Annotated in this window: 29 protein-coding genes; 8 read left to right on the forward strand and 21 right to left on the reverse strand. The window is 70.3% G+C overall.

From position 1 onward, the window contains the following. Positions 1 to 33: 33 nt before the first annotated feature. Genes BLR68_RS13150 through BLR68_RS13160 form a run of 3 tightly spaced genes read left to right on the forward strand, consistent with a single transcriptional unit; the run spans position 34 to position 4,135 of the window. Positions 34 to 1,068, forward strand: coding sequence for an agmatine deiminase family protein (locus BLR68_RS13150; RefSeq protein ID WP_018185526.1), 1,035 nt, complete (start codon positions 34 to 36; stop codon positions 1,066 to 1,068). After that, a complete protein-coding gene (locus BLR68_RS13155) occupies positions 1,065 to 2,777 on the forward strand; it encodes an amidase (protein WP_018185527.1) in 1,713 nt (570 codons plus the stop codon). Before BLR68_RS13150 ends, BLR68_RS13155 begins: the two co-directional genes overlap by 4 nt. After that, entirely contained in the window at positions 2,774 to 4,135 is a 1,362-nt protein-coding gene (locus BLR68_RS13160) for a pyridoxal phosphate-dependent decarboxylase family protein (RefSeq protein ID WP_018185528.1), read from the forward strand. The genes BLR68_RS13155 and BLR68_RS13160 overlap by 4 nt, the downstream gene beginning before the upstream one ends. 15 nt (positions 4,136 to 4,150) lie before the next feature. Here the strand turns inward: BLR68_RS13160 and BLR68_RS13165 are convergent, their stop codons facing one another. The 3 genes from BLR68_RS13165 to BLR68_RS13175 are packed head-to-tail and all read right to left on the reverse strand — an operon-like array spanning position 4,151 to position 8,330. After that, a complete protein-coding gene (locus BLR68_RS13165; protein WP_081626406.1) occupies positions 4,151 to 7,000 on the reverse strand; it encodes an FtsX-like permease family protein in 2,850 nt (949 codons plus the stop codon). Beyond that, a complete protein-coding gene (locus BLR68_RS13170; RefSeq protein ID WP_018185530.1) occupies positions 6,997 to 7,716 on the reverse strand; it encodes an ABC transporter ATP-binding protein in 720 nt (239 codons plus the stop codon). Before BLR68_RS13170 ends, BLR68_RS13165 begins: the two co-directional genes overlap by 4 nt. Next, positions 7,713 to 8,330, reverse strand: coding sequence for a PadR family transcriptional regulator (locus tag BLR68_RS13175; RefSeq protein WP_018185531.1), 618 nt, complete (start codon positions 8,328 to 8,330; stop codon positions 7,713 to 7,715). The genes BLR68_RS13170 and BLR68_RS13175 overlap by 4 nt, the downstream gene beginning before the upstream one ends. A gap of 93 nt (positions 8,331 to 8,423) precedes the next feature. Here BLR68_RS13175 and BLR68_RS13180 point away from each other — a divergent pair, with 93 nt between their 5' ends. After that, the gene (locus BLR68_RS13180; RefSeq protein WP_018185532.1) at positions 8,424 to 8,999 is read left to right on the forward strand and encodes a DnaJ family domain-containing protein; all 576 of its coding nucleotides are present in this window, start codon (positions 8,424 to 8,426) and stop codon (positions 8,997 to 8,999) included. A 3-nt stretch (positions 9,000 to 9,002) separates the two neighbouring features. Here BLR68_RS13180 and BLR68_RS13185 read toward each other — a convergent pair whose 3' ends face one another. From BLR68_RS13185 to BLR68_RS13195, 3 genes are all read right to left on the reverse strand, one after another. Next, positions 9,003 to 9,986: a Gfo/Idh/MocA family protein gene (locus BLR68_RS13185; RefSeq protein WP_018185533.1), complete on the reverse strand. Its 984-nt coding sequence runs from the start codon at positions 9,984 to 9,986 to the stop codon at positions 9,003 to 9,005. A gap of 117 nt (positions 9,987 to 10,103) precedes the next feature. Continuing rightward, positions 10,104 to 11,261, reverse strand: a complete 1,158-nt coding sequence (locus BLR68_RS13190) for a cystathionine gamma-synthase (RefSeq protein ID WP_018185534.1) — start codon at positions 11,259 to 11,261, stop codon at positions 10,104 to 10,106. Continuing rightward, entirely contained in the window at positions 11,258 to 12,247 is a 990-nt protein-coding gene (locus BLR68_RS13195) for a pyridoxal-phosphate dependent enzyme (protein WP_018185535.1), read from the reverse strand. The genes BLR68_RS13190 and BLR68_RS13195 overlap by 4 nt, the downstream gene beginning before the upstream one ends. A gap of 222 nt (positions 12,248 to 12,469) precedes the next feature. Between BLR68_RS13195 and BLR68_RS13200 the strand changes: the two genes are divergently transcribed. Beyond that, the gene (locus tag BLR68_RS13200; protein WP_018185536.1) at positions 12,470 to 13,015 is read left to right on the forward strand and encodes a flavin reductase family protein; all 546 of its coding nucleotides are present in this window, start codon (positions 12,470 to 12,472) and stop codon (positions 13,013 to 13,015) included. 19 nt (positions 13,016 to 13,034) lie between these two features. On the opposite strand, the gene BLR68_RS13205 is transcribed toward BLR68_RS13200, so the two are convergent. Together BLR68_RS13205 and BLR68_RS13210 are read right to left on the reverse strand one after the other, a co-directional pair. Beyond that, a complete protein-coding gene (locus tag BLR68_RS13205; RefSeq protein WP_018185537.1) occupies positions 13,035 to 13,541 on the reverse strand; it encodes a MarR family winged helix-turn-helix transcriptional regulator in 507 nt (168 codons plus the stop codon). Positions 13,542 to 13,574: 33 nt separating this feature from the next. Next, complete coding sequence (locus BLR68_RS13210) at positions 13,575 to 13,799, reverse strand: ribonuclease H family protein (protein WP_018185538.1); 225 nt, start codon at positions 13,797 to 13,799, stop codon at positions 13,575 to 13,577. Between the two features lie 298 nt (positions 13,800 to 14,097). Between BLR68_RS13210 and BLR68_RS13215 the strand changes: the two genes are divergently transcribed. Next, positions 14,098 to 14,451 (forward strand): DUF7882 family protein, encoded by a 354-nt coding sequence (locus BLR68_RS13215; RefSeq protein WP_018185539.1) that lies wholly within the window; start codon positions 14,098 to 14,100, stop codon positions 14,449 to 14,451. 199 nt (positions 14,452 to 14,650) lie between these two features. Here the strand turns inward: BLR68_RS13215 and BLR68_RS13220 are convergent, their stop codons facing one another. Beyond that, positions 14,651 to 14,974, reverse strand: a complete 324-nt coding sequence (locus BLR68_RS13220; RefSeq protein WP_018185541.1) for a DUF7882 family protein — start codon at positions 14,972 to 14,974, stop codon at positions 14,651 to 14,653. A 61-nt stretch (positions 14,975 to 15,035) separates the two neighbouring features. On the opposite strand from BLR68_RS13220, the gene BLR68_RS13225 reads away from it, so the two are divergent. Further along, positions 15,036 to 15,365, forward strand: a complete 330-nt coding sequence (locus BLR68_RS13225; protein WP_018185542.1) for a DUF7882 family protein — start codon at positions 15,036 to 15,038, stop codon at positions 15,363 to 15,365. On the opposite strand, the gene BLR68_RS13230 is transcribed toward BLR68_RS13225, so the two are convergent. The 6 genes from BLR68_RS13230 to BLR68_RS13255 all read right to left on the reverse strand — a co-directional run bounded on the left by BLR68_RS13230 (position 15,355) and on the right by BLR68_RS13255 (position 17,605). After that, positions 15,355 to 15,603: a hypothetical protein gene (locus BLR68_RS13230; protein ID WP_018185543.1), complete on the reverse strand. Its 249-nt coding sequence runs from the start codon at positions 15,601 to 15,603 to the stop codon at positions 15,355 to 15,357. The genes BLR68_RS13225 and BLR68_RS13230 overlap by 11 nt on opposite strands. Beyond that, positions 15,597 to 15,920 (reverse strand): DUF7882 family protein, encoded by a 324-nt coding sequence (locus BLR68_RS13235; protein ID WP_018185544.1) that lies wholly within the window; start codon positions 15,918 to 15,920, stop codon positions 15,597 to 15,599. Before BLR68_RS13235 ends, BLR68_RS13230 begins: the two co-directional genes overlap by 7 nt. 7 nt (positions 15,921 to 15,927) lie before the next feature. Then, positions 15,928 to 16,476, reverse strand: a complete 549-nt coding sequence (locus tag BLR68_RS13240; protein ID WP_018185545.1) for a Dps family protein — start codon at positions 16,474 to 16,476, stop codon at positions 15,928 to 15,930. Between the two features lie 122 nt (positions 16,477 to 16,598). Then, a complete protein-coding gene (locus BLR68_RS13245) occupies positions 16,599 to 16,838 on the reverse strand; it encodes a hypothetical protein (protein ID WP_018185546.1) in 240 nt (79 codons plus the stop codon). A 68-nt stretch (positions 16,839 to 16,906) separates the two neighbouring features. After that, positions 16,907 to 17,224: a hypothetical protein gene (locus BLR68_RS13250; protein WP_018185547.1), complete on the reverse strand. Its 318-nt coding sequence runs from the start codon at positions 17,222 to 17,224 to the stop codon at positions 16,907 to 16,909. 90 nt (positions 17,225 to 17,314) lie between these two features. Next, complete coding sequence (locus BLR68_RS13255) at positions 17,315 to 17,605, reverse strand: hypothetical protein (RefSeq protein ID WP_018185548.1); 291 nt, start codon at positions 17,603 to 17,605, stop codon at positions 17,315 to 17,317. A 377-nt stretch (positions 17,606 to 17,982) separates the two neighbouring features. Here BLR68_RS13255 and BLR68_RS13260 point away from each other — a divergent pair, with 377 nt between their 5' ends. Then, complete coding sequence (locus BLR68_RS13260) at positions 17,983 to 18,174, forward strand: hypothetical protein (protein WP_018185549.1); 192 nt, start codon at positions 17,983 to 17,985, stop codon at positions 18,172 to 18,174. A 20-nt stretch (positions 18,175 to 18,194) separates the two neighbouring features. On the opposite strand, the gene BLR68_RS13265 is transcribed toward BLR68_RS13260, so the two are convergent. From BLR68_RS13265 to kdpC, 6 genes are all read right to left on the reverse strand, one after another. Continuing rightward, entirely contained in the window at positions 18,195 to 19,001 is an 807-nt protein-coding gene (locus BLR68_RS13265) for a lytic transglycosylase domain-containing protein (protein WP_018185550.1), read from the reverse strand. 114 nt (positions 19,002 to 19,115) lie between these two features. Next, positions 19,116 to 19,691, reverse strand: coding sequence for a hypothetical protein (locus BLR68_RS13270; RefSeq protein WP_018185551.1), 576 nt, complete (start codon positions 19,689 to 19,691; stop codon positions 19,116 to 19,118). 20 nt (positions 19,692 to 19,711) lie between these two features. Further along, positions 19,712 to 20,857, reverse strand: coding sequence for a zinc-dependent alcohol dehydrogenase (locus tag BLR68_RS13275; protein ID WP_018185552.1), 1,146 nt, complete (start codon positions 20,855 to 20,857; stop codon positions 19,712 to 19,714). A 79-nt stretch (positions 20,858 to 20,936) separates the two neighbouring features. Beyond that, complete coding sequence (locus tag BLR68_RS13280; RefSeq protein WP_018185553.1) at positions 20,937 to 21,638, reverse strand: response regulator; 702 nt, start codon at positions 21,636 to 21,638, stop codon at positions 20,937 to 20,939. After that, positions 21,635 to 24,148 carry a sensor histidine kinase gene (locus BLR68_RS13285; RefSeq protein ID WP_018185554.1) on the reverse strand — a complete coding sequence of 838 codons (2,514 nt, stop codon included), beginning with the start codon at positions 24,146 to 24,148 and terminating at the stop codon, positions 21,635 to 21,637. Before BLR68_RS13285 ends, BLR68_RS13280 begins: the two co-directional genes overlap by 4 nt. 2 nt (positions 24,149 to 24,150) lie before the next feature. Further along, positions 24,151 to 24,765, reverse strand: a complete 615-nt coding sequence (gene kdpC, locus BLR68_RS13290) for a K(+)-transporting ATPase subunit C (protein ID WP_018185555.1) — start codon at positions 24,763 to 24,765, stop codon at positions 24,151 to 24,153. Positions 24,766 to 24,772 lie beyond the last annotated feature (7 nt).

Below are 24,772 nucleotides of genomic sequence, written 5' to 3' on the forward strand. Positions count from 1 at the left end.
TCAATAAGGTACCCGAGGATCGAGGAGCCCGCCATGGCCTGGCGCATGCCGAGCGAGACCGCCGCGCACGAGCGCACCTGGATGGCCTTCCCGCGTGAGGGCTTCACCCTCGGCGACACCGATTCCGAGCGCGAAGAGGGCTACGCGACCTGGACGGCCGTCGCCGCCGCGGTGGCGGGCTTCGAGCCGGTGACCATGGTCGTCGATCCGACCGAGACGGCCCGCGCGCGGCGCATGCTGCCGGGCGAGGTGACGATCGTCGAGGCCCCCGTGGACGAGTTCTGGATGCGGGACCACGGCCCCACCTTCGTCGTCGACGACGAGCGGCCCGGCGCCCTCGGCGCCGTCGACTGGATCTTCAACGGGTGGGGCGCCCCCGACTGGGCGGAGTGGCAGAAGTCGGCGGCCCACGCCCGGAGGATCGCCGGCGAGGTCGGTGCCGAGCTGATCCCCTCCGACATCGTCAACGAGGGTGGCGGCATCCACGTCGACGGCGAGGGCACCGTCCTGCTCACGCAGACCGTGCAGCTCGACCCGCGACGCAACCCCACTGCCGACCGCGCGCGCATCGAAGCCGAGATGGCACGCACCCTCGGCGCGACCCACGCCGTGTGGTTGACTCAGGGGCTCACCCGCGACTACGACGACCTCGGCACCAACGGGCACGTCGACATCGTCGCGACGATCCCCTCGCCGGGCCGCATCCTGCTCCACGATCAGCGCGATCCCGCGCACCCCGATCACGCCGTGACCGCAACGCTGCGCCGAGAACTGGAGGCGCAGACGGATGCCGCCGGTCGCCGCTTCGAGATCGTGTCGCTCCCCGCACCCGAGACCCTCACCGACGCGCACGGCCCCGTCGACTGGAGCTACGTCAACCACCTCGTCGTGAACGGCGGCGTCATCGCGTGCGGGTTCGGCGAGGAGCGGGCGGATGCCGAGGCGAGGGAGATCCTCGCGATGGCGTACCCGGGCCGCAGGGTCGTCACGGTCGATGCCCGCGGCCTGTTCGCCCGCGGCGGCGGCATCCACTGCATCACGCAGCAGCAGCCGAAGGTGACCCGATGATCGACGTCGTCGAAGCCTCGATCGCCGACCTGCGCGCGGCGCTGGAATCCGGCGAGACCACAGCGGTCGGGCTCGTCGACGCCTACCTCGCACGGATCGACGCGTACGACGGACCCGACACCGAGACGGCGCTGAACGCCGTCGTCGTCCGCAATCCCGACGCGCGCGCCGAGGCCGCGGCATCCGATGCCCGTCGCGCCCGCGGCGAGACGCTCGGCCCGCTCGACGGCATCCCGTACACCGCGAAGGACAGCTACCTCGTGCGCGGTCTCACCGCTGCGGCCGGCTCCCCCGCGTTCGCGGAGCTCGTCGCTCAGCGCGACGCGTTCACGATCGAACGGCTCCGCGCCGGCGGGGCGATCTGCCTCGGCCTCACGAACATGCCCCCGATGGCGAACGGCGGTATGCAGCGTGGGGTCTACGGCCGCGCCGAGAGCCCCTACAACGCGGACTGGCTCACCGCTCCGTTCGCGAGCGGCTCGTCGAACGGCTCGGGCACCGCGACGGCCGCGAGCTTCGCCGCGTTCGGCCTAGGCGAGGAGACCTGGTCGTCGGGTCGCGGCCCCGCGTCGAACAACGCGCTCTGCGCCTACACCCCGTCGCGCGGGGTCATCTCGGTGCGCGGCAACTGGCCGCTCGTCCCGACGATGGATGTCGTCGTGCCGCACACGCGCACGATGGCCGACCTGCTCGAGGTGCTCGACGTCGTCGTCGCCGACGATCCCGAGGCGCGAGGCGACTTCTGGCGCGTCCAGCCTTGGGTCGAGCTCCCCGCCGCGTCGAGCGTGCGGCCCTCGTCATACCCGGCGCTCGCGCAGGGCGCCTCGCTCGACGGGGTGCGCCTCGGCATCCCGCGCATGTACATCGGTGAGGACCCGGATGCCGGGACCGGCACGGGCATCGGCGGCCCGACCGGTCAGCGGATCGAGCCGCGGGAGTCGGTGCTCGAGCTGTGGCGCGCGGCCCGTGCCGACCTCGAGGCTGCGGGAGCGACCGTCGTCGAGGTCGACTTCCCCGTCGTGAGCGACTACGAGGGAGACCGCGTGGGCGCCAGGACGATCGAGGACCGCCTCCCGGCGGGATACCTGGACCGCGAGATCGTCGACCTGTCGGCGTGGGCGTGGGAGGACTTCCTCGACGCGAACGGCGATCCCGCACTCTCGTCACTCGCAGACGTCGACGGCGCGACGATCTTCCCGCATCCGCCCGGCGCCCTCCCCGACCGCTACACCGGCTTCGACGACGACATCGGCGAGTACCCCAACTGGGTGCGATCGCACCCCGGCGCGACGCTCGATGACATGCCCGAGCTGGCTGACGGCCTCCGCGCACTCGAAGATGTCCGCCGCACCGACCTGGAGGAATGGATGGATGCCGACGGCCTCGACGCCGTCATCTTCCCCGCCGTCGCCGACGTCGGCCCCGCCGACATGGACGTGAATGCCGCCTCGGCCGACCTCGGGTGGCGCAACGGTGTGTGGATCGCCAACGGCAACCTCGCGATCCGACACCTCGGCATCCCCACCGTCACCGTCCCGATGGGCACGATGACCGATATCCGGATGCCGGTGGGCCTCACCTTCGCCGGGCGCGCCTACGACGATTCCACCCTGCTCCGCCTCGGCGTAGCCTTCGAACGTCTGGGTACCCGCCGGACGCCGCCGCCGCGCACACCCGCGCTCCCCCGCACCACCTCGGAGACCCGATGACCCAGCCCGCACGCATGCACGATGTGACCGACGAGACCCGTCAGATCGTCGACCTCGTCCTCGACTACTCCCGGCAGCGGCTGCTCACCGACGACAACCCGCTCGACAAGCCGCTGCCCCCGGCCGAGCTCGCCCGCCTCGCGGGTGTGACGATCAGCGAGCAGGGCATCGGCGCGCGCAAGGCGCTGGGCGTCTTCGAGCATGTCCTGGCGCCGGCCTGCATCACGACCGACGACCCGCGGTATCTGTCGTTCATCCCCAGTGCGCCGTCGAAGGCAGCCGCGGCGTTCGACCTCGTCGTCTCGGCGAGCGCGCTCTACGGCGGGTCCTGGCTCGAAGGCGCGGGCGCCGTCCACGCCGAGAACGAGGTGCTCCGCTGGCTCGCGAACGAGTTCGGCCTGCCCGCGACCGCCGGCGGTGTGTTCGTGCAGGGCGGGACGCTCGGCAACCTGTCGGCGCTCGTGGCCGCACGGGAGACCGCCCGGGAACGCGGCATCCGTCCCGACCGCTGGCGCGTGGTCTGCTCGGCCGAGGCGCACTCCTCGATCGCGTCGGCGGCCCGCGTCATGGATGTCGAGGTCGTCCCCGTCGCTCCGGATGCCGGGGGTGTGCTGCGCGGAGATGCGGTGCGCGCCGCGCTCGAGGAGCACGGCGACAGCGTGTTCGCGGTCGTCGCCACGGCGGGGTCCACGAACTTCGGCATCGTCGACGACATCGCCTCGGTCGCCGAGGTCACCCGCGAGTTCGGCGTGTGGCTGCACGTCGACGGCGCCTACGGTCTCGCTGCCGCGCTGTCGCCCGAGGCGCGGCATTACTTCGCCGGTTTGGAGCACGCCGACTCGCTCATCGTCGACCCGCACAAGTGGCTGTTCGCACCGTTCGACGCGTGCGCCCTGCTCTACCGCGACCCCGAACTCGGCCGTCGCGCGCACACGCAGCACGCCGAGTACCTCGACACCCTCACCGAGACGAGCGACTGGAGCCCGTCGGACTTCGCCGCGCACCTCACGCGCCGAGCACGCGGCCTGCCGCTGTGGTTCTCGCTCGCGACCTATGGCGCCGAGGTCTACCGCGAGGCGATCACGTCATCGATCACGCTGGCCGAACGGATCGCCGCCGAGATCGAGTCGCGCGACGAGTTCGAGCTCGTGCGGCATCCGCAGCTGAGCGTCGTCGTCTTCGAGCGGCGCGGGTGGACCAAGGACGACTACACCGCCTGGTCGAACCGTCTGCTCGACGACCAGCACGCCTTCGTCACGCCGTCGAGCCACGCCGGCCGCACCAACGCCCGTTTCGCGATCCTGAACCCCCGCACGACGTTCGAGGACCTCGTCGGCATCCTGAACACGATGCGCTGAGCGGGTCGCCCCGGCTCAGGCGATGACGTTGCGCCGCGTGAGCTCGGGCTCCCGCGGCGGGACGAGCCAGTTCACGGCGGCGATGCCGACCGGCAGAGCCACAGCGAGCACGGCGAGCAGCCACCACGGAATGTCGGCGAGGCTCATCGGCTCATGAGACGTCTGCGACTGCAGCCAGAAGCCGGTGGGCGGCAGGATGCCGGCCGTGGCGCCCGCGAAGGTCCCGAACCCCGCGATCACGAGACCCTGCCAGAGTCCGATGCGGCGCCGGAGGCCGGGCGTGCCGCCGACCGCGGCGAGCGTCGCGTCGTCGGGCCGCCGCTCGAAACGAGCGAGTCCGAGGGCGACGGCGCTCGCGCCGAGGACGAGGACGGCGACGGCGGCTAGGAGGGGGACGAGCCAGATGGACGGGTCGGCGGGACCGGTCTCGCGATAGATCCAGACGCTGTACGTCTCAGTGCTCATCGACTCCGAGAGCGCGTTGAGTCGGTCGCTGGTCGCGACGTCGACGTCACCGGGGAACGCGGCGTAGACGCCGGAGACGGCGACGCGCAGCCCCAACTCCCCGGCGGTGGCCGGCGCGATCGCGACGGCGACTCCCTGCTCACGTGCGTCGACGCCGATCGCGGGGACCTGCCGTCGCCACGACGGCTCGTCCAGGTCCTGCCCCGAGGCCGGTACATAAGCATTGTCCGGGGCGCGACCGGACTGCCAGGCCCGCTCCGGCCAGGATGCGACCTCAATCGCACCGTCGACGATGAGCCGTTCGTCGGCGACGAGAGCGGCGCCGTCGAGGTACGCCGCCCGATCGGATGCGGACAGACTGATCCCCATCACGATCGGGAGGTCATCCGGGGCGATGATCTGAAGGTTGTTGCTCGGGTCGCCGAAGTGAGTCCAGCCGCCCTGCAGGTCGTTCTGCCCGATGAGGAAAGAGTTCGGCGTGACGGCAACGGCTCGCTCGGCGTCCGCGGGGATGTCGTTCTCGTTCTCCGCCCACACCGCCGTCTGTCGTTGGACCAGGGCGGTCTCGGTCGCACCCGATGTGCGGAGCGCGCTCTCGATCTCGTCGGTTGCGGACGCCACCTCATCCGGGGTGAGCGGCGTTTCGGTCGAGGAGGAGATGTCGGCGTAGGCCGTCCCGAGCGGGGCGGTGTAGGAGTAGGTCCGCTCCGATTGACCCGCCGCCATCATTCCAAGGCCGACGGCGAAGACCCCGACGAAGACCGTCGCACCGATCGCCGCGAAGGCCGGCACGGTCCGCGCGCCGTTGGCCACCGCGTCCCTCGCGGCGAGGCGCGCCGCGATCCCGAGACGCGACAGCAGACGCGAGGCGAGCCAGAGCAGCCACCGGCCCGAGATGAGGATGCCGACCTGCGCGAGCACGGGGCCTGCGATGATCCCGATCGTGGGCAGCCAGCGCAACGGCGAGTCCCAGGCCAGACTGATGTCGGTAGCGACCGCTGCGGCAGCCAGGCCGCAGAGCACTGTGACGGCCGCGCCGATGAGGATGAGGAGCGAACCCCAGAGGGGACGAGACGCGCCCACCCGCTGCGGGCGCCGCGCTCCGCGGAGCGCGCTGATCGTGTCGGACCGGCCCACCGAGCGCGCCGGGACGAAGGCGGACGCGGTGCCGACCAGCATCGCGAAGACGAGGATGCCGACCAGCAGGACCCAGGGAACATGGAACCCCCAGAACTGCGTGGCGGAACCGTTGTCGGCGATCCGCATGACCACGGCGGCGAGTCCGATGCCGGCGAACATGCCGACGAGCCCGCCGACCAGCCCGAGGACCGTGCCTTGGAGCAGGACGACGCTGCGCAGATCACGCGGCTCCGCCCCGACGCTCGCGGCGATCGCAAGCGCACGCTGCTGACGCCGCGCGCTCACCGCGAATGCCGCGCCCGCCAGCATCACGACCATGTATCCCGCCGCGAGGCCGCCCGCAGCGAGCGCACTGGCGAGCGCGAGGAGCCCTTGCGTCTCGCTGGTCTCAGCGGTCCACGGCTCGCTGCCGTCGGGATAGGTGAAGCTCGGCGGATCGAGCACGACCTCGCGCGAGTAGACGCCCAGACCGTCCGTGTTGAGCGCCTGGATCTGCGACCACGAGATCGGGGTCTCGGGGAGATACCACTTCGCTTCGTCGTAACGGTCGGCGTCGGCGAACGCCACCGCACTGTCGGCGTCGGGGCGCGTCGCGTCGTCGAACGTTCCGACGATGGTGAACGACGTCGCCGAGTCGACGAGTTCGAGTCGACCGCCCAGCGACACCCCAACCCGCTCGAGTGTCGCGGGGGTGACCATGACCTCGTCCGCCGTCGTCGGCGCCCTGCCGGAGGTCACCTCGAAGCGCCCGGCGAACCGAGGGTCGCCGATGTCGCCCGCCCATGCGGGCACGGCGGCGAGCCCCGTGACCGTCGTGACGCGTTCGCGCCCTTCCGAGACTTTCACGATCTCCGTGCCGGCGGGCAGCGACGAGGGCGGCTCGACGTCGGTGATCTGTTCCTCCCCGGTCGGCCACCCGCTGCCGTATCCGGACGAGTACGGGTCGGTCGGGACCTGCCAGAACCCGGCATCCGCAGCGCCGAGGGGCGCGACCCACGCCTCCATCCGACCGAGGTCGACCGACACACGCTCGGCGGCCGTCGACATCGAACTGTTCACGAACACTGCCACCCCCGCCATCCCGGCGATCGGCAGGGCGATGAGCGACATGATCAGCAGCGACGACACCCACGCGCGGCGCACCTGGCGACGCGCGATGCGCGCGGACACCCGCATCCGTGCCGTGCGCGAGGGCTTCGGCCGCTCGGCTCGACGCCGCGCCCCGGCATCCGCGCGGGGCCGGTCCCGCAAGGTCGTCATCGCGCGTCCGACAACAGCGCGTCGGCGCCGTGACGCTGGGTCTCGTCGATGATGCGGCCGTCACGGAGGAACACGATGCGGTCGGCCCACGCCGCGTGGCGCGGCTCATGCGTGACGAGGATGCCGGCGGCCCCCTGGTCGACGCGGTGGCGAATCATCTTCATCACCGCTTCACCGGTCACCGAGTCGAGCGCGCCCGTCGGTTCGTCGGCGAGGATCAGCCGGCGCCCGCCGACGACGGCACGGGCGATCGCGACGCGCTGCTGCTGACCTCCTGAGAGGTCGTCGGGGTAGGAGTCGAGCTTGTCCTCGAGTCCGACCGAGGCGAGTGCATCCCGACCCGCACGGCGCGCCACCCGGGCCCGGAAGCCGTCGAGCTCGAGCGGCAGCGTCACGTTCTCGACGGCCGTGAGGGTCGGGATGAGATTGAAGTCCTGGAAGACGAACCCCAGGGAGCGCCGCCGGAGCTGCGCGAGATCGCGACGTGTCGCCGTCGAGAGGTAGGTCCCCTCGACGACGACTTCGCCGCTGGTGGGCTTCTGCAACCCGCCCGCGATCGACAGGAGCGTGGATTTGCCCGAACCGGACGCTCCCATGATCGCGACGAGCTCACCCTTGTCGACCGTCAGATCGACGCCCGACAGTGCTGAGACGCTCGTCTCGCCCTCGCCGTACTGCTGCGTGACCCCCACCAGCTGCAGGACGGCGGCGCTCATCCGACGACCGCCTCGGTGTCGCTCGCCTCGGATTTGGCGGGCCTCCCCCGTTTGGGAGTCTCTGTGGACAGCTCGAGCCCCATCGTGCGGTGCGGATGCCGCGCGAGGCGCTGCTCGGTGTGATCGAGCCATCGGGTCTCGGCCTCTGCCGCGAAGATCATCGAATCCACGACGAGAGACCACGCGAGTTCTTCGGGACCGTCCGGGTTCGAACCGGCGTACTTCGCTCGGTTGAGCTCCTGGAGCTGGCGCAGCGACGCGGAACGCTGTCGCTGGATGACGGCGCCGAGGTCGACGCCCGGCAGGGTCGCGGCGACGGCGAGCTTGATGGCCAGCTCGTCGCGCGTCCCCTGCGTGCGCTCGACGGGAGCGTCGAGCCAGGCCTGCACCTCGGCGGATCCGGCATCCGTGATCTGCCAGTAGACGTGACCCTGCTCGTCGACGTCGCCCTTCTCGACGAGCCCGTCGCGCTCGAGCCTGTCGAGCGTATTGTAGATCTGACCCACGTTGAGTGGCCAGGTCGATCCGGTGCGGCGGTCGAACTCCGCGCGCAGCTGATAGCCGTAGCAGGGACCCTGATCCAGGATCGCCAGCAGGCTCTGTCGTACCGACATCGGGACTCCTCGCTGCATACCGGGTATGTGTTTTCTGAGTATATGCATACCGGGCAACATCCACACAACGCCCGCCCGTCCTACGCTGGAGGAATGGCCGACGACCGAGCCGCGAACGACGACCCCCGCCTCACTGCGGCGCGCTATCGCGTCGAAAAGGCGGCGCAGGAGAACGGCGAGGAGCCGCCCGCCGAACCGGAGCGTCACGCCGGGACGCCCACCGGCACGGAGCGCGCGATGTACGTCGAGACCGCGATCCAGCAGGCCATCCGGCGCGGCGACTTCGACGACCTCCCTGGCGCCGGCAAGCCCCTCGAAGGCCTGGGCGGCTCGCACGATCCGGACTGGTGGATCAAGCGGAAGATCCGCACCGAGCAGCTCTCCGGCCTCGGCCCGCCCGCTCTGCGACTGCGGATCGAGCACGCCGAGTTCGAAGACCGCGTCGACGCCTTCCACCGCGAAGAGGACGTCCGCGAGTACACCGCCGACTTCTCGCGCCGCGTCGTCGAGGCGCGCAGGCAGCTGCAGGGCGGACCGCCCGTCGTCACCCCGACCCGCGACCCCGACGCCGAGGTCGCGGCCTGGCGGGAACGGCGCGCGGCGCGGGCCGCGGCATCCGCCCCTCCCGAAGCTCCCGCGAAGCCGCGCCGTCGCTGGTGGCGGCGGTAAGGCTCAGCCGATGGCGGCGCGCCACTCGGCCAGGAGCCGCGCGATGGTGCGGGTCTCGTCCCACGGCACCTCGGGCGCCTCGGTGCGCCCGTCGCGGAGCGCACGGATCGTGGCATCCGCCTCGGCCGCCATCGGCTGCACCGTCGGCACCTCGATCTCCTCGCGCGTGCCGTCGGTGCGGATGAGGGTCGCCGCCTCGGTGCTGTCGGTGCGACTCCCCCACACGTTCGGGATCTCGAGCGTCGCATCCCGCCCGACGATGCGCGTCAGCCGAGGCAGGTCGTGCACGATCGCGGTGCGGATGTTCGCCGACGCACCGCCCAGATCGATGGATGCCGCCGCGCTCACATCGACGCCGGTCTCGCCGATCGTGCCCGCCGCCGCCTGCACGGCCAGCCCCGACAGGTCGTGGCCGGCCCAGGCCGCGACACCGACGACGAGCGACAGCGGGTAGCAGCCGACGTCGAGGATCGCGCCGCCCGCCGTCGCGGGGTCGAACAGCCTGCCGGTGTGCGAGCCGGCGGCGAAGCCGAGCGACGACTCGATCTCGACGAGGTCGCCCAGCGCGCCGCCGCCGACGATCTCCCGCAGGCGGTCGGCGAAGGGACCGAAGCGGTACTTGAAGGCCTCGACGAGCGGGAGTCCCGCCTCGCGCGCGGCGCGGACCGCGGCATCCGTCTCGGCCGGCGAGACGCCGAGCGGCTTCTCGCAGAGGACGGCCTTGCCCGCGGCGAGGGCGCGGTGGACGAGCTCGGTGTGCGTCGTGTGGACCGTGCCGATGTACACCGCGTCGATGTCGTCGCGGTCGAGGATCTCGTCGTACGTGCCGACGACGGCTGCGCCGTGGGCCGCGGCGAACTCCTCCGCACGCGACACGTCGCGCGCGCCGACCGCGTGGAGGCGTCCGAGCTCCGAGTCCGGGAGCGCGTGGGCGAAGTCGCCGCTGATCGCTCCGGCACCGAGGATGGCCCAACGTGCGTGTGTCATCCGGCCACGCTATCGCCCGCGCCGCGGCCCGGATGCAGGTTCAGCAGCGCATCGGATGCCGGATGGGGCCCGATCGCACCGTTCTCCCTGCACTCGGCACGCGCAGCGCCGCCGGCGTCAGGCGTCGAGCGCCTGCTGGATGTCGGCGAGCAGGTCGTCGATGTCCTCGATGCCGACCGACAGCCGGACGACCTCGACCGGCACGGCCGCCTCGGTGCCGCGCACCGAGGCGTGCGTCATCGCGTCGGGGTAGTTCACGAGCGACTCGACGCCGCCGAGCGACTCGGCCAGCGTGAACAACCGCAGCGACTCGGCGAAGCGCCGCGCCGCCTCGCCCGATTCGAGGGCGAGCGACACGATGCCGCCGAAGCCGGACATCTGCCGCGCCGCGAGCTCGTGCCCCGGGTGCGACCCGAGTCCCGGGTAGTAGACCCGGGCGACGCGGTCGTGTCCGTCGAGGAAGGATGCCACGGCCATGCCGTTCTCACTGTGCCGCTGCATGCGCACCGCGAGCGTCTTGATCCCGCGCGTGGTGAGCCACGCGTCGAGCGGGCCCGACACGGCTCCGACGGCGAACTGGATGAAGCCGACCTTCTCGGCCAGCTCATCGTCGTTCATGACGAGCGCACCGCCGACGACGTCGGAGTGCCCGCCGAGGTACTTGGTGGTCGAGTGCACGACGACATCGGCGCCGTGCGAGAGGGGGCGCTGCAGTGCGGGCGTCGCGAAGGTGTTGTCGACGACGACCAGCGCATCGACGGAGTGTCCGACCTCGGCGAGGCCGGCGATGTCGGTGATGCGCAGCAGCGGGTTGGACGGCGTCTCGACCCAGAGGATGCGGGGCGCCTTCTCGGCGACGGCGGCGCGGACGGCGTCGAGGTCGCTCATGTCGACGACGCGAAGGGTCACGCCCCAGTCGCCGAGCACGCGGGAGATGAGGCGGAAGGTCCCGCCGTACACGTCGTTGCCGAGGAGTACCTCGTCGCCCGGACGCAGCACCGCGCGGAGCAGCGCGTCCTCGGCCGCGAGGCCCGATGCGAACGACAGCGCGTGCGCGCCGCCCTCGATCGCGGCGAGCTGCGTCTGCAGCGCGGTGCGGGTCGGGTTGCCGCTGCGGCCGTACTCGTACCCGCCGCGGAGCCCGCCTATGCCGTCCTGGGCGTAGGTGGTCGAGAAGTGGACGGGAGGGATGACGGCGCCGGTCGCCTCGTCGGGCTCCTGACCGGCGTGGACGGCGAGGCTCGCGAAGCCGCGAGCGGAGGACTGTGCACTCATGCGAGGCTCCCGGTGGTCTCGGTGTCGGTGACGACGGAGAAGCCGTGGGCGGTCATCCAGTCGTCGTCGTAGATCTTGCTGAGGTAGCCGCGGCCGTGGTCGGGCAGGAGCACGACCAGGACGGCGTCGGCGGGCAGGTCGCGGGCGACGCGGAGGGCCGCCACCACCGCCATGCCCGACGAACCGCCGACCATGAGCCCTTCTTCGCGGGCCAGCCGACGCGTCATCGCGAACGCCTCGGCATCGCTCACCCGCTCGTAGGCGTCCACGACGGTCGGGTCGAAGGTCGCGGGCATGAAGTCCTCGCCGACGCCTTCGACGAGGTAGCCGTGGATGTCGCCGCCGGAGTAGATCGATCCCTCCGGATCGGCGCCCACGACGGTGACGCGCCCCGACGACGCCTCTTTGAGGAACCGTCCGGTGCCGCTGATCGTCCCGCCTGTGCCGACACCCGCGACGAAGTGGGTGACGGTTCCGTCGGTGTCGCGCCAGATCTCGGGCCCGGTCGTCTCGTAGTGTCCGCGCGGTCCGTTGAGGTTGGCGAACTGGTTCGGCTTGAACGCGCCGGGGATGGATGCCGCGAGCCGATCCGACACGCTGTAGTACGAGTCGGGGTGCTCGGGCGGCACGCTCGTCGCGGTCATGACGACCTCGGCGCCGTAGGCCTTGAGGACCGCGACCTTCTCACCCGCGAACTTGTCGGGGACGACGAAGATCATCCGGTACCCGCGCTGCTGGGCGATGAGGGCGAGGCCGACCCCGGTGTTGCCACTGGTCGGCTCGACGATCGTGGCGCCGGGCTTGAGGTGGCCGTCGCGCTCCGCCGCGTCGATGATGTTCCGCGCGATGCGGTCCTTGGCGGAGCTGCCCGGATTGAAGTACTCGACCTTGGCGAGGACCGTGGCTTCGATGCCTTCGGTGACCTTGTTCAAGCGGACGAGCGGGGTGTTGCCGACCAGATCGGCGATGGAGGTGGCGTAACGCACGTGTTCTTCCTGACGGGATGCCGCACTCGCAGAGGTGCGGTCGCTGTGTGGGGTCGCGGATGTCGCCGGGGAACCGGCGGTCAGAGACGACAACAGCGAAGGGTCAGCACCCGACCAGAGTAGCGGACGCCCGGCATCCGCGGCGGGCGTCATCTGACGCAACAGAACGAAAGCTTCGGACACACGACCCTCGTCCCGCCCGCGCGAACGTAGGTTCGTTGTATGACGTCTCCCGCTCACGCCGCATCGAACGACCGGGCCGCCTCCGGATTCACGGAGTCGCTCTCGCCCGAGGAGTTCAAAGCCGTCTTCCGCGGGCATCCCGGCGGCGTCGCCGTCATCACGGCTGATGCGGGGAACGGACCGGTCGCGCTCACGGCGACCTCGGTGTCGTCCGTCAGCGCAGACCCGCCGCTGCTGATCTTCTCGGTGTCGGCGCAGTCGTCGGCCGCTCCCGTCCTGGCCGCCGCCGAGACCATCGTCGTCCACCTGCTGGACGCCGACGACCTGCGGGTCGCCGAGGTGGGGGCGACGAGTGGGATCGACCGCTTCGCGGAGCTGCCCTGGTCACGCCTGGTCACCGGTGAGCCCGTGTATCACGGGGTTCGCGCGTGGGTCCGGTGCGCCGTCATCGACCGGATGGATGCCGGGGGCTCGACCGTCATCGCCGCGCACGCCGTGCAGGCGAACATCACCCGCGACTCCGAGGCACCGCTCGTCTATCACAACCGGACCTGGCACCGGTTGGGTCCTGACACCGCTCTCTGAGGGAGCGGCTCGCGCGGGATCAGGAACGTCGCGCGAGGTCGTCCAGTGCGGCAGCGATCCGGCGGATCGTCTCGGCGGTGGTCTTCGCTTCGCCTTCATCCAGGCTGTCGATGACCGACACCACGGCCGCATGGTGCGCACCGTAGACCTCGTCGACGAGGTCGTTGGCCGACTCCGACGGCATCAGGTAGTGGGCACGTCGGTCCGTGGGGTGCTGCTCGCGCGTCACATACCCTTTGCCCACCAGGCGCTCGATCACGTTCGTGACGGTCGCACTGGAGGTACCGAGCATGACGATCAGGTCCTTGGGACTGATCTCCCGCTCTTCCCGTCGCGCCTGGACGAGGTAGCGAAGAGCGGCGAGGTCGATCCCGCCGAGTCCGGAGATCCGCTGCGAGCGGTCCGCTTGGACCTGCTCGGCATGGCGGAGCTCGAGGATGGCGCTACTGAGTAGGCGTCCGGCCTCGGTGTGGGGCTGCGAGGCATACAGGTGCGTGTGCTCATGTCGAACGATGGACTGAGGCATGTCAACTCCTCGGCTCGTGACGGGTGTCGAACATCATCCGATCGCCGCCCGAGCCTCAGCCGCATCCGGATACTTCCCGACGAACCCTCCGGCGTGATCTCGGGTGATCCAGCCTGCGGGGCTCTGCTCGACGGTTCCGAGGAACCGCCCGTCGGTGTTGCCGACCCAGAAGCCCGCCTCGACCTCGTGCCACGTCGCGATCTTCTCGCTGACGTCCACGGAGCCGTACGAGTCGAGCACCTCCATCGACTTCACCACCTTACATGTCTGAATCTGTGACAGTTATTGTCCTTCTCGAAATCAATGATAGACATGAGTTGTGAAATACACTAGATCTATTGTTTAGCTAGTAATTCAGGAACGGACAGATGACACCCTCACCCGCACACCCCATCCCGGCGCCCTTCGCCTCGATCGGTGTCGCTCTCATCCCCGAGCAGCGCACGGGCTGGTGGGTCCCTCTCATCACCTCCCTTTCACGCCCGCGAGCGCACCGCACAACGGCGCAGCCCGCACACCACTGACCACAGCACCCCGAACCCACCAGGAGAACGTCATGGGAAGCCTCTACTACGGGAACGTCGAATCCCCCATCGTCATGCCCGACCGCATCCTCGCCCACCTCGCCGCGATCGCGACGACCAAGCTGCGGCGGAGCGAGAGCTTTGTCGTGTCCTGGAAGGGAACCGGCGACAACGGCGAGGGCCGCACGACCCTCTGGTTCCAGCCGGCGATCCCGCTGCGCTTCGTCTACGACCAGTCGGCTGCTGTCGCGCTGAACCCCGCCACGCTGCGGGAGATGGCTGACCAGGCCACGTCGAACGGCGGCCTCGTCCTCGACGCAGATCTGGACATCCCCGAGATCGGTGCCGCACGCACCGAGGCGCGTCGACCGGTGGTCGCCGCGTGAGTCACCCCGACCTCAGCGACGAGGCCGACGCCTACGAGGACGCCCTCGCCGCCGATTTCACCGAGCGCTTCGGAACCCCTCCGCTGTTGGTCTGACCGCTGTCCGAGCACACGAACTCGTGCCGCCCCTCCGCCGTTCCCCCCACGGCGTCGACGGGGCGGCATGTTTCGTTACGGGCGGCGACGCGGGGACACTCGCGTCAGGCGCTGGGGTCGCCCTCGCCCGCATCGGCAGGCTCCGGAACCAGGTGCAGACCCGCCGGCGAGTTCGCCGCGTACATGAGGGCCTCCGACCACGCGCGGTTGATGCGCGACTGTCGGCTTCCGTAGTACTTGAAGACCAGGGATGCGTGCGGGTGAAGCCACACGGAGGTCCGTCCCTCGCCGATGCTCTTGTCGTCGCGCCACGTGAAGTGGAAGGACTCGCCACGACGGAGTTTGTTGCCGATCACCTGCTGCAGGTGTGCCAGCGTGCGGTCCTCGAAGTCCACCTTGATGGAGTCCTCATAGATGAACTTGCCCACGGCAGCCCCCTCGTCGTGTCATCTCGGTATCGAAACGACGTCTCCCCATTATGGTGTCCCCATGGGCCTGATCTACTACGGCGGCTCGGCGATGCCCATCCGCATCGAGGACCGCGCACTCGCTCACCTCAAGGTGGTGGTCGCGACCAAGCTCCGCCGTTCGGAGAGCTTCACCGTGTCGTGGCAGCATCCGGACGATTCCCCGCGAGGGCGGACGACGATCTGGTTGCATCCCGCGATCCCGCTCAGGTTCGTCTTCGACCACGCGGAACCGCCGACGCTGAACCGCGAATGGATCGAGGAGCTCGCGGCATCCGCCAATTCCTCGGGTGGGATCCAGCTGCCGGCGCGGATGTTCGATGAGGACAGCGGGCCCGACGTCACGGAGTGAAGTGCCCCTCGGCGGCGGCCTCGGGCTCGGACTCGTCCGGGATCGGGATGAGAGCGATGGGGACGCCGGGCGAGATGAGCAGGTGAGCCGGACGAGGAGCGCCCTCGCCGTCGTTCACCACGATCCATCCGTGGCCCGCGTCGAGCGCCGCAGCCACCTGCGCCGAGAAGGTCTCGAAGGACTCCTCGCCGATGCTGTACAGCGTCCCCCCGTAGTGCACGTCGATGCGCTTCACCATGCCACGCTCTCCTGTTCCGCCTCTGCGGGTTCCGGGACGATGTACAGACCGGACGGGGAGTTCGCGACGGCGGCGAGCGCGTCCACCCAAGCGAGGTTCAGCGGCGCGCGCTGACCTCTGTAGAACTTGAAGACGAGCGTGCACCGCGGGTGCAGCCAGATGCTGGTGCGGCCGTCCCCGATCGCGGCGTCGTCCTTCCACGTGAAGTGGAAGGACTCGCCGCGACGGAGCTTCGACATGATGACCACCTGGAGGTGGGCCAGCGCACGGTCGTCGAAGTCGACCTTCAGCGTGCCGTCGTAGATGAACTTCCCCACCGGGCGGTCACCGGGGCGAACGGTTCTCGGCGCTGATCATCCACGCGAACTGCTCGAGGCTCTCGAGGATACTGTGGAGGATGTCGGCGCTCGTCGGGTCCTCGTCGTCGACGTCGTCGTGGACGTCGCGGCAGGTGCCGATGACGGCCTCGAGGCGCTCGGTGACGAGGTCGATGACGTCGGAGGTCAGGACCTCGCCGTGCGGGAACTCGGGAAGCGTCGTGGTCTCGGCCACCGTGTCGCTTCGGCCGTCGGGAACGGCGTGCAGGGCGCGCATGCGCTCCGCAATCGTGTCGCTGAACTCCCGCGCGGCGTCGATGATCTCGTCGAGCTGGAGGTGCGTGTCGCGGAAGTTCTTCCCGACGACGTTCCAGTGCGCCTGCTTGCCCTGGATCGACAGCTCGAGGAGGTCGACGAGAACGGCCTGCAGGTTGTCGCTGAGCTTCTGGGAGGCGGTGAACCCGCGCTCGGCGTTCTGCTCTTCGGTCAGCTGTGCGCCCGACTTGCCGGGGCGGCGCTTGTTGCGGGTGGCGGGCTTCGTCTGAGTGGTCGTCATGGGACGGCTCCCCTTCTGTCGCGGAACGTGGATGCCTCCCACGCTAGGACGAAGGCGGCCACGAGGTCATCGGGTTGCGCGGCCCGGGAGGCGGTGATATCCCCGGAGCTCACGCTCCCGGCTCACTCCTCGATGCGAGCGAGCGCGGCGGCCATCTCGTCGTCGGACAGTGACAGGCCGGCGTCCGTGAGCCGCTGGTCGAGGACGTTCCGCGGATCGACGCCGTCGTGTCCCTGCAGGTCGGCTCGGGTCTGGGCGATGATGCCGTCGAGCTTCTGCCCGGCATCCGCGGGGTTCACCGACATGGCGGGCTCTGCCTGTACGGCGTCGCCGGCGCGGCCGGCATCCTGTGCATCACTCATGGCGTCAGTGTGCTCGTCTTCGCGGGCGCGGTCATCCCCTTGACCGGGCGCGACGACCCGGATAGGTCTCAGGAATGCGGTGAGCGCTCCGGATGGATCGTGGGCCCGCGCCACTTCGGGGAGAACCCCTCGACCTCGAAATCGTCGTACGCCGCCGCGACGGCTTCGGTGGGAGGGTCCCGTGGTTCGGGCACCGGGATCAGCGCGATGGGGACACCCGGCGTGATGAAGAGGTAGGCGGGGCTCGCGCTTCCGACGCCGTCATTGACGGCCAGCCAGTGCTGGCCGTCGCGGGCGCCCTCTTGGATCTCGCGATGGACGTCGTCGAGCGTCCGGTTCGCGACGCTGTACCACTGCCCGCCGTACGAGATGTCGATGCGTCCCATCGGTTCTCCTCGGCTGCAATCGGTCTCGATATCCACCATCTGTCGTGGCGTCGCGCGTGTCACGTCCTTGACATGTTCGGGTGCCGCCGTTTAGAGCGCCGCCAGGGGCGGGCGGTGCGCGATCGGCTTCGGCTTGGCGCGGCGCGGAGCGCAGGCGGCGACGTGTCGGGCTGCACCGATCAGAAGCTGGTCCATGTCCGCGAACCACGCGCTCCCCGAGCCGCCGTGGACCCACGTCACGTCGAACCCGGCGGGGTCCGCCGCCTCGACGTAGGCGATGACGCTGGCGGCGTCGGAGCTGTCGACGCGGGAGTCGCAGAGGCGCCATGCCGTCGGCGACAAGGGTTGCAGGATCAGCTGATGGACGGGATCGGCACTCATGGCGCACCTCCGAGGTGTGGTGTCCGCGATCGTCGCTGATCGCCGGGGGTGAGGTCTTCACTCGCCCCTCACCCTCACTCGCGCTCGTCGGACGGGTGAGGGGCTTGACACCGAGAGGACCCCAAGTTAGCCGGAGCGGGTAGCAGAACGACGCCTCGCGCGTCAATGCCCCCCTTCCGGAACCGGCACCCCGATTACCGTGATCACCGCAAGGTAAGTAGGCGGATGGTCGAGACGAGAGGTGTTCGGGTCACCGATCCTTTCCCACGCTTATGAGGGGCCCCGGCGATCGGGCTTATCGCCGGGGCCCGACCTTTGCAAGGCCCCCGGCTCGATGGCATCCGCGCCCTACGTTGACACGAACGAGAGGAGCACCCATGACCGAGCACGAGGCCACCCCCGAGTCCGATTCCTTGCTCCCCGGCGGGAATCTGCCGGACGAGGACCCCATCGAGGCCGTATCCAAGGCGGCCCGCAACGACGAGCCGGTTCCCATCGAACAGATCGAGCCCGGGGTGGACCCCGACTCGGCCGATTCCAGTCGATCGCTCAACCGCACCGGCGACTGAGTTCGCCAGCGCCCGACGCGTCAGCCCAGCTCGACGCGTTGCGCGTACTCGTTGGCGCGGGTGGCGACATCGTTGATATATCGCGTCAGCGGGTTGTAGGTGAAGACGGCATCCCGCCAGGCCCTCTCGGTGCCGAGCGGGCCGGACCGGCACAGATACCGGGCAGCGGCAAGAGCCGCGTCGTCGATGTTGTTGGGGTCGCGGACGCCGTCCGCGTCGCCGTCCGCGCCCCAGCGCCGCCACGTCTCGGGGATGAACTGCAGCGGGCCGACGGCACGGTCCCACTGGTCGTCGCCGTCGAGAGCGCCGCCGTCGGTGTCCTCGATCGCAGCGACGCCGTCACCAGTGAGCCGCGGCCCGAGAATACGAGGCGCGACGAGGCCGCGCTTGGTCAGCGTCGCCCCGCCGTAGGAACCGTGCCGGGACTCCACCCAGCCGATCCCCGCGAGGGTGTTCCAGGCGATGTCGCACGATGGCTGCTCGTGCGCGACGGTCAGGTCGGCCGCCGCGTAGGCGATGACCGCACGACGCGGGATGCCGGTGGCCGCCGCCACCTCGTCGGCCCACGCTCCGTCGACGAGATCGACGGCGGCAGCCCGTGAGGGGTTCGCCCCGGCCACAGCGACAGCAGGCGGGGGTGCCACCGCCCAGCGGGACGAAACGGGCGGCAGGGGCGGCTCAGCGGGCTCGGCGGCCTGCGGGGGCGTGGTGGGCAGGCAAGCGGCGAGGAGCACCACGACCGCCGCAGGGGCGACGCCCAGCCCGACGGCGAGCGCTGCGGAACGTCGTCGCGCGCGCGCAGCCGGAGCCTTGCGACGTGCCGCCATCTGCGTCCTCCCCCGGTCGACTGCCCGCATCACGCTAACCCGCGCCGGTGGAGATCCGCTGGGGCCGAAGCCGCACCCGACCCGGTGAGGGATGCCGAGGAGCGAGGCGTCGCGTCAGCGACGGGATGCCGGGACGGCCGCCGCGCGCGCGATCCGGAACACGACCACGGCCGCCGCGACCCACGGCCCCACGACCAGGACGGGGTCGAGCCAGGCATGCTTCACGTCGACGCGGCCTCGCCCGAACCTCGACGCGATCGGATGCCGTCCGCGTTCGCCGAACACCCCCGACTGTGTCACCGGATCGTCGGGACGCCGCGAGAACAGCGACCTCACGTGCGCGCCGGCCGACTCCACGCGGTCTCCCAGGATCAGCAGCATCCAGTGCGGAGTCTGCCCCTCGCTGTAGTGCGCATAGGCGACCCGCCGGATGAGGCCCGAGAGCCCATGGAGGGGCTGCGCGGTGCCGAACACGGGCGTGAGGCGTTCGTGCTCGAGCGATCGCTCGCGACCGGCGCCGTGCGGCTGTTGCTCGGGGACGCGCCAGTGCGCACCGGTGTCGATCCCGGGTTGCTCGCGGGGGAACGCGGGACGATCCGCCGGGTCGAGATCTGCACCCCACCCCGGGATGCGGCGACGCAGGTCGTCGGGATCGGGGGTCTGGCCGGGCTTGTCTGCGGTGTACGGCATGATTCCTCCTCGGATGCGGGTCAGGCGCCGAACGTGATGACGGGCTTGACGATGCCGTCGAGCTTGGATGAGAACACGTGGTAGCCCTCGGCGATGTCGTCGAGGTCGAAGCGGTGGGTGATCAACTCGCGAGGAGCGATGCGTCCCGCTCGGATGTGTTCGAGCAACCGCGGCCACTGACGCTTGACCGGCGCCTGGTTGGCACGGATGGTGAGCCCCTTGTTCATGGCGTCGCCGACCTTGACGGCGCTGAACAGCGGGCCGTACGCACCCATCACCGAGATGGTGCCGCCCTTGCGGACGGCGTCGATCGCCCAGTTGAGGGCGATGGGAGAACCGCCCTGCAGTTTCAGCTTGGCGGCGGTCACGTGCTGCACGACGTGCCCGTCGGCCTCGGCGCCCACGGCATCGATGACCGAGTCGGCGCCGAGTCCGTCGGTCATCTTCTTGAGGGTCAGGACGATGTCATCGACCTGACCGAAGTGCACGGTCTCGGCGAACGCGAAGGCGCGCGCCTTCTCGAGGCGGTAGTCGAGGTGGTCGACGACGATGACGCGTCCGGCTCCCATCAGCCAGCACGAGCGAGCGGCGGCGAGGCCGACGGGTCCCGCACCCAGCACCACGACGGTGTCGCCCTCGACGATGTCGGCGAGCTGCGAACCGAAGTAGCCGGTCGAGAAGGCGTCGGTCAGCAGGAGCGCATCCTCGGAGGCGATGTCATCGGGGATCACCTGGGGGCCGACGTCGGCGAAGGGCACCCGGACGAGCTCGGCCTGACCGCCGTCGAATCCGCCGGTCGAGTGCGAGTAGCCGTAGATGCCACCGATCGCCGTGGCGTTCGCGTTGACGTTGTGGCAGTTCGAATACAGCCCGCGCGCACAGAAGAAGCACGAGCCGCAGTAGATGTTGAAAGGAACCATGACCCGGTCGCCCGGCTTCAGGTTCTGTACCGACGACCCGACCTCCTCCACCCGGCCGATGAACTCGTGCCCGAAGGTGTGCCCGATCCGCGTGTCGGGCATCATGCCGTGGTACAGGTGCAGGTCGGAACCACAGATCGACGCCAGTTCGACGCGCACGATGGCGTCGTTCGGGTGCGCGATCACGGGATCGGGCTTGCGGTCGACGCGGATCTTGTACGGTCCGCGATAGGTCATCGCCTTCATCGGTCCTCCTCAGGTTCCGGGCGAGCCTGGTCGCCGGGGACGCGAGGAGGGAGGGGGTTGCGCCGCCCGCGCCGACGTGTCAGCCCTCGGCGGACCCGCCGAGCTCGAAGCGATACCCCATGCCCGCCTCGGTGAGGATGTGACGCGGATGCGCCGGATCCTCCTCGAGCTTGCGGCGCAGCTGCGACACGTACAGGCGCAGGTACCCCGTGTCGCTCACGTGCTCGCTCCCCCAGATCGAGGTCAGGATCGTCTGGCGGGTGACGAGCTTGCCGGGGTTGCGCAGCAGGATTTCGAGCAGCTGCCATTCGGTCGGGGTGAGCCGCACGCGCTCGGTCTGACCACCGGTGGTCTTCATGACGCTGCGCGCCGCCAGGTCGACGGAGATCGATCCGAACTCCGTCACCGGATCGGGCTCCTGCTGGGGGGCGCGACGGGTCAGGGCCCGGATGCGCGCCAGGAGCTCGTCGATCGAGAACGGCTTCGTGACGTAGTCGTCCGCACCGGCGTCGAGCGCGTCGACCTTGTCGGCCGCGCCCGTGCGTCCCGACACGACGAGGATGGGCGCATCGGACCAGCCGCGGATCGCGTGGATCACCTCGATGCCGTCGAGCTCCGGCATCCCGAGGTCGAGCAGGAAGATGTCGGGGTGGTGATCGACGGCCGCCGAGATGGCCTGCGCGCCGTCGGCGGCGGTGAACACCTCGTATCCGCGCGCCGACAGGGTGATGCGGAGCGCTCGGACGATCTGCGGATCGTCATCGGCGATGAGGATCTTCATGCGGATGCCTCCTCGTCGGCGACCGGCAGCGACACGACCATCGTCAGCCCGCCGCCGGGGGTGTCCTCGGGGGTGAGAGCACCGCCCATGCCTTCGACGAATCCCTTCGACAGCGCGAGGCCGAGACCGAGACCGGTGCTGTTGTCGGTGTCGCCGAGCCGCTGGAACGGCACGAACACGTCGTCGCGGCGCTCGGCGGGGATCCCCGGTCCGTGGTCGATGATCCGGATCTCGGCAACCGCACCGAAACTGCTCGTCGCGACGCGCACCTTGCGCCCCTCGGGCGAATGGCGCAGCGCGTTCGCGAGCAGGTTGACCACCACGCGCTGCAGCAGGACGGGGTCGGCTCGGAGCTCGACATCCGGCTCGAGGTGGATGTCGACGGATGCCGGTCCGGCACCGAGCTCTTCGAGGGCAGGGAGGATGACGTCCGCCGGGTCGATCGTGAGGAGGGAGACCGCGAGGGCCCCGGCCTGCAGCCGGCTGACGTCGAGGAGGTCGGTGACGAGCGCGGCCAGCATGCCGAGCGACTCGTCGGCCGTCTGCAGCAGCTCGTTCCGATCACCCTCGCTGTAGGTGCCGTTGCGGAGCCCGCCCACGGCAGCCGTCGCCGCGGCGAGCGGGCGGCGGAGGTCGTGACTGAGGGCCGACAGGAGTGCGCTGCGGACCCGATCGGATGCCTCGAGGGGAGCGAGCCCGCTCGCGACCTCGGCGAGGTCCTGCTGCTGCAGGGCGGCATCCATCTGGGCGACGATGGCCGACAGGAGGCGGCGTTCCGACGCCCGCAGGTCGTGACCGTGGAGCTCGAGGACGGCGCGCTCCCCCACCGGTACGGCGGTGAACCGGCCGCCGCGGAGGGGCTCGCCGCTGGCCGCCAGGATCGTCTCGTCACCGGACGTCCCCCCGCTCGAGGTCGTGCCCGCGACGAGACGCACGCCCGCGAGACGGAACGCCTCGCGGGTGCGTTCGACGAGGGCCTCGACGGCGCCCGCACCGCGGAGCACGCTTCCTGCCACGGTCTGGAGGAGCTCGGACTCCGCCGCCGCCCGTCGGGCCGCTCGCGTCTGGCGGGCGGCGCGGTCGACGACGACGCTGACGAGGATCGCGATGACGACGTAGAGGGAGAGGGCCAACAGATGCTGCGGCTCGTGCACATGGACGGTGAACAGCGGCTCGACGAAGAAGAAGTCCAGCGTGATCCCGCTGAGCAGCGCCGCCCAGAGGGCCGGCCAGATGCCGCCGACGAGCGCGACGACGACGACCAGCAGCTGGTAGCTCAGCACGTCGCTCGTGATCGACTCGTCCGTGCGGGTGACGAACAGCAGCCACGTGAGGAGCGGCCCCCCGAGGAAGGCGACCGCGAACCCCGCGAGCCGGCGCTTCATCGAGAGCGCACCGCCCAGCCGCGGCAACGCGAACCTGCCGCCCGCGGCGGAGTGGGTGACGATGTGGACGTCGATGTCGCCGGATTCGCGGATGACGGTGGCGCCGATGCCGGGACCGGCGAAGACCGCGGCGAGCCTGCTGCGACGGCTCACGCCGAGGACGAGCTGCGTCGCGTTCACCGACCGGGCGAACTCGACGAGCGCCGTCGGCACGTCATCGCCGACGACCTGGTGGAACGTGCCGCCGAGCTTCTCGACGAGCGTCCGCTGCTCCGAGAGCGCTCCGGGATCTCCGCCGCGCAATCCGTCGTTGCTCGTGACGTGGACGGCGAGGAGCTGACCACCGGCCGAGCGGGCGGCGATACGGGCCCCGCGCCGCAGCAGGGTCTCACCCTCGGGCCCACCCGTCAGGGTGACGACGACCCGCTCGCGCGCCTCCCACCTGCTGTCGATGCCGTGCTCGGCGCGGTAGGACGTGAGGGCCTGATCGACCTCGTCCGCCAGCCACAGGAGGGCGAGTTCGCGCAGCGCCGTGAGGTTGCCGAGCCGGAAATAGTTCGACAGGGCGGCATCCACCCGTTCGGCCGGGTACACGAGCCCGCCGGCGAGACGGTCCCGGAGGGCCTGCGGTGCCAGGTCGATGACCTCGACCTGGTCCGCCGTGCGCAGGACCTCATCGGGGACCGTCTCGCGCTGGGGCGCCCCGGTGATCTGGTGGACGACGTCGTTGAGGGACTCGATGTGCTGGATGTTGACGGTCGAGATGACGGAGATCCCGGCATCCAGCAGCTGCCGCACATCCTGCCAGCGCTTCTCGTTCGCCGAACCCGGCGCGTTGGTATGGGCGAGTTCGTCGACGAGGGCGACACCCGGATGCCGTGCGATCACGGCGTCGAGGTCCATCTCGGTGAGCGTGACACCCCGATGGGTGATCTCTCGGCGCGGCACTTCCTCGAGTCCGTCGGTCATACGCAGGGTCGCGGCCCGGCCGTGGGTCTCGACGACCGCGATGACGACGTCCGAGCCCTCGCCTGCCAGGCGCCGACCCTCCTCGAGCATCGCGTACGTCTTGCCCACGCCGGGAGCCGCGCCCAGCAGGACGCGCAACCGTCCGCGTCCCGCCACTGTCAGCCTCCTAGCCGGTCGAGCGCCAGATTGAGTTCCACCACGTTGACGGTCGACCCGCCGAGGTACCCGAGGTCGGGACCCTGGGTGTGCTCGGCGACGAGCGTGCGCACCTCGTCGACCGGGAGGTTCCGGGCCCGGGCGACGCGGTCGACCTGGATCGAAGCGTACGCGGGGCTGATGTGCGGGTCGAGTCCGGAGCCGGAGGCGGTCACCGCATCGGCGGGCACCTCCGACTCGGCGACGCCTTCCCGCTCGGCGATCGCGGTCTTCCGCTCGGTGATCGACGAGATGAGGTCGGTGTTCTCGGGGCCGAGGTTCGAGCCCGACGAGGCGCCGCCGTCGTAGCCGTCGCCCGCGGCGGACGGGCGGGACTGGAAGTACTCGGGGAGTGCGGCACCGTCGGCATCCGTGAAGGACTGGCCGATGAGGGACGAACCGACGACCTCACCCGACGCGTCCCGGACGAGGGAGCCGTTCGCCTGGGCGGGCAGGGCGACCTGTCCGACCAGGGTGATGAGGGCGGTGTACCCGAGGCCGAGGATGAGGGTGAGGACCACCATCGCGCGGATCGAGACGAGGACGGTGCGCCCGGTGGCGCGGGACGAGCTGTTCATGACGGGG

Origin of the sequence: Microbacterium sp. 77mftsu3.1 (assembly GCF_900100525.1) — a bacterium.
GTDB lineage: Bacteria > Actinomycetota > Actinomycetes > Actinomycetales > Microbacteriaceae > Microbacterium > Microbacterium aquilitoris.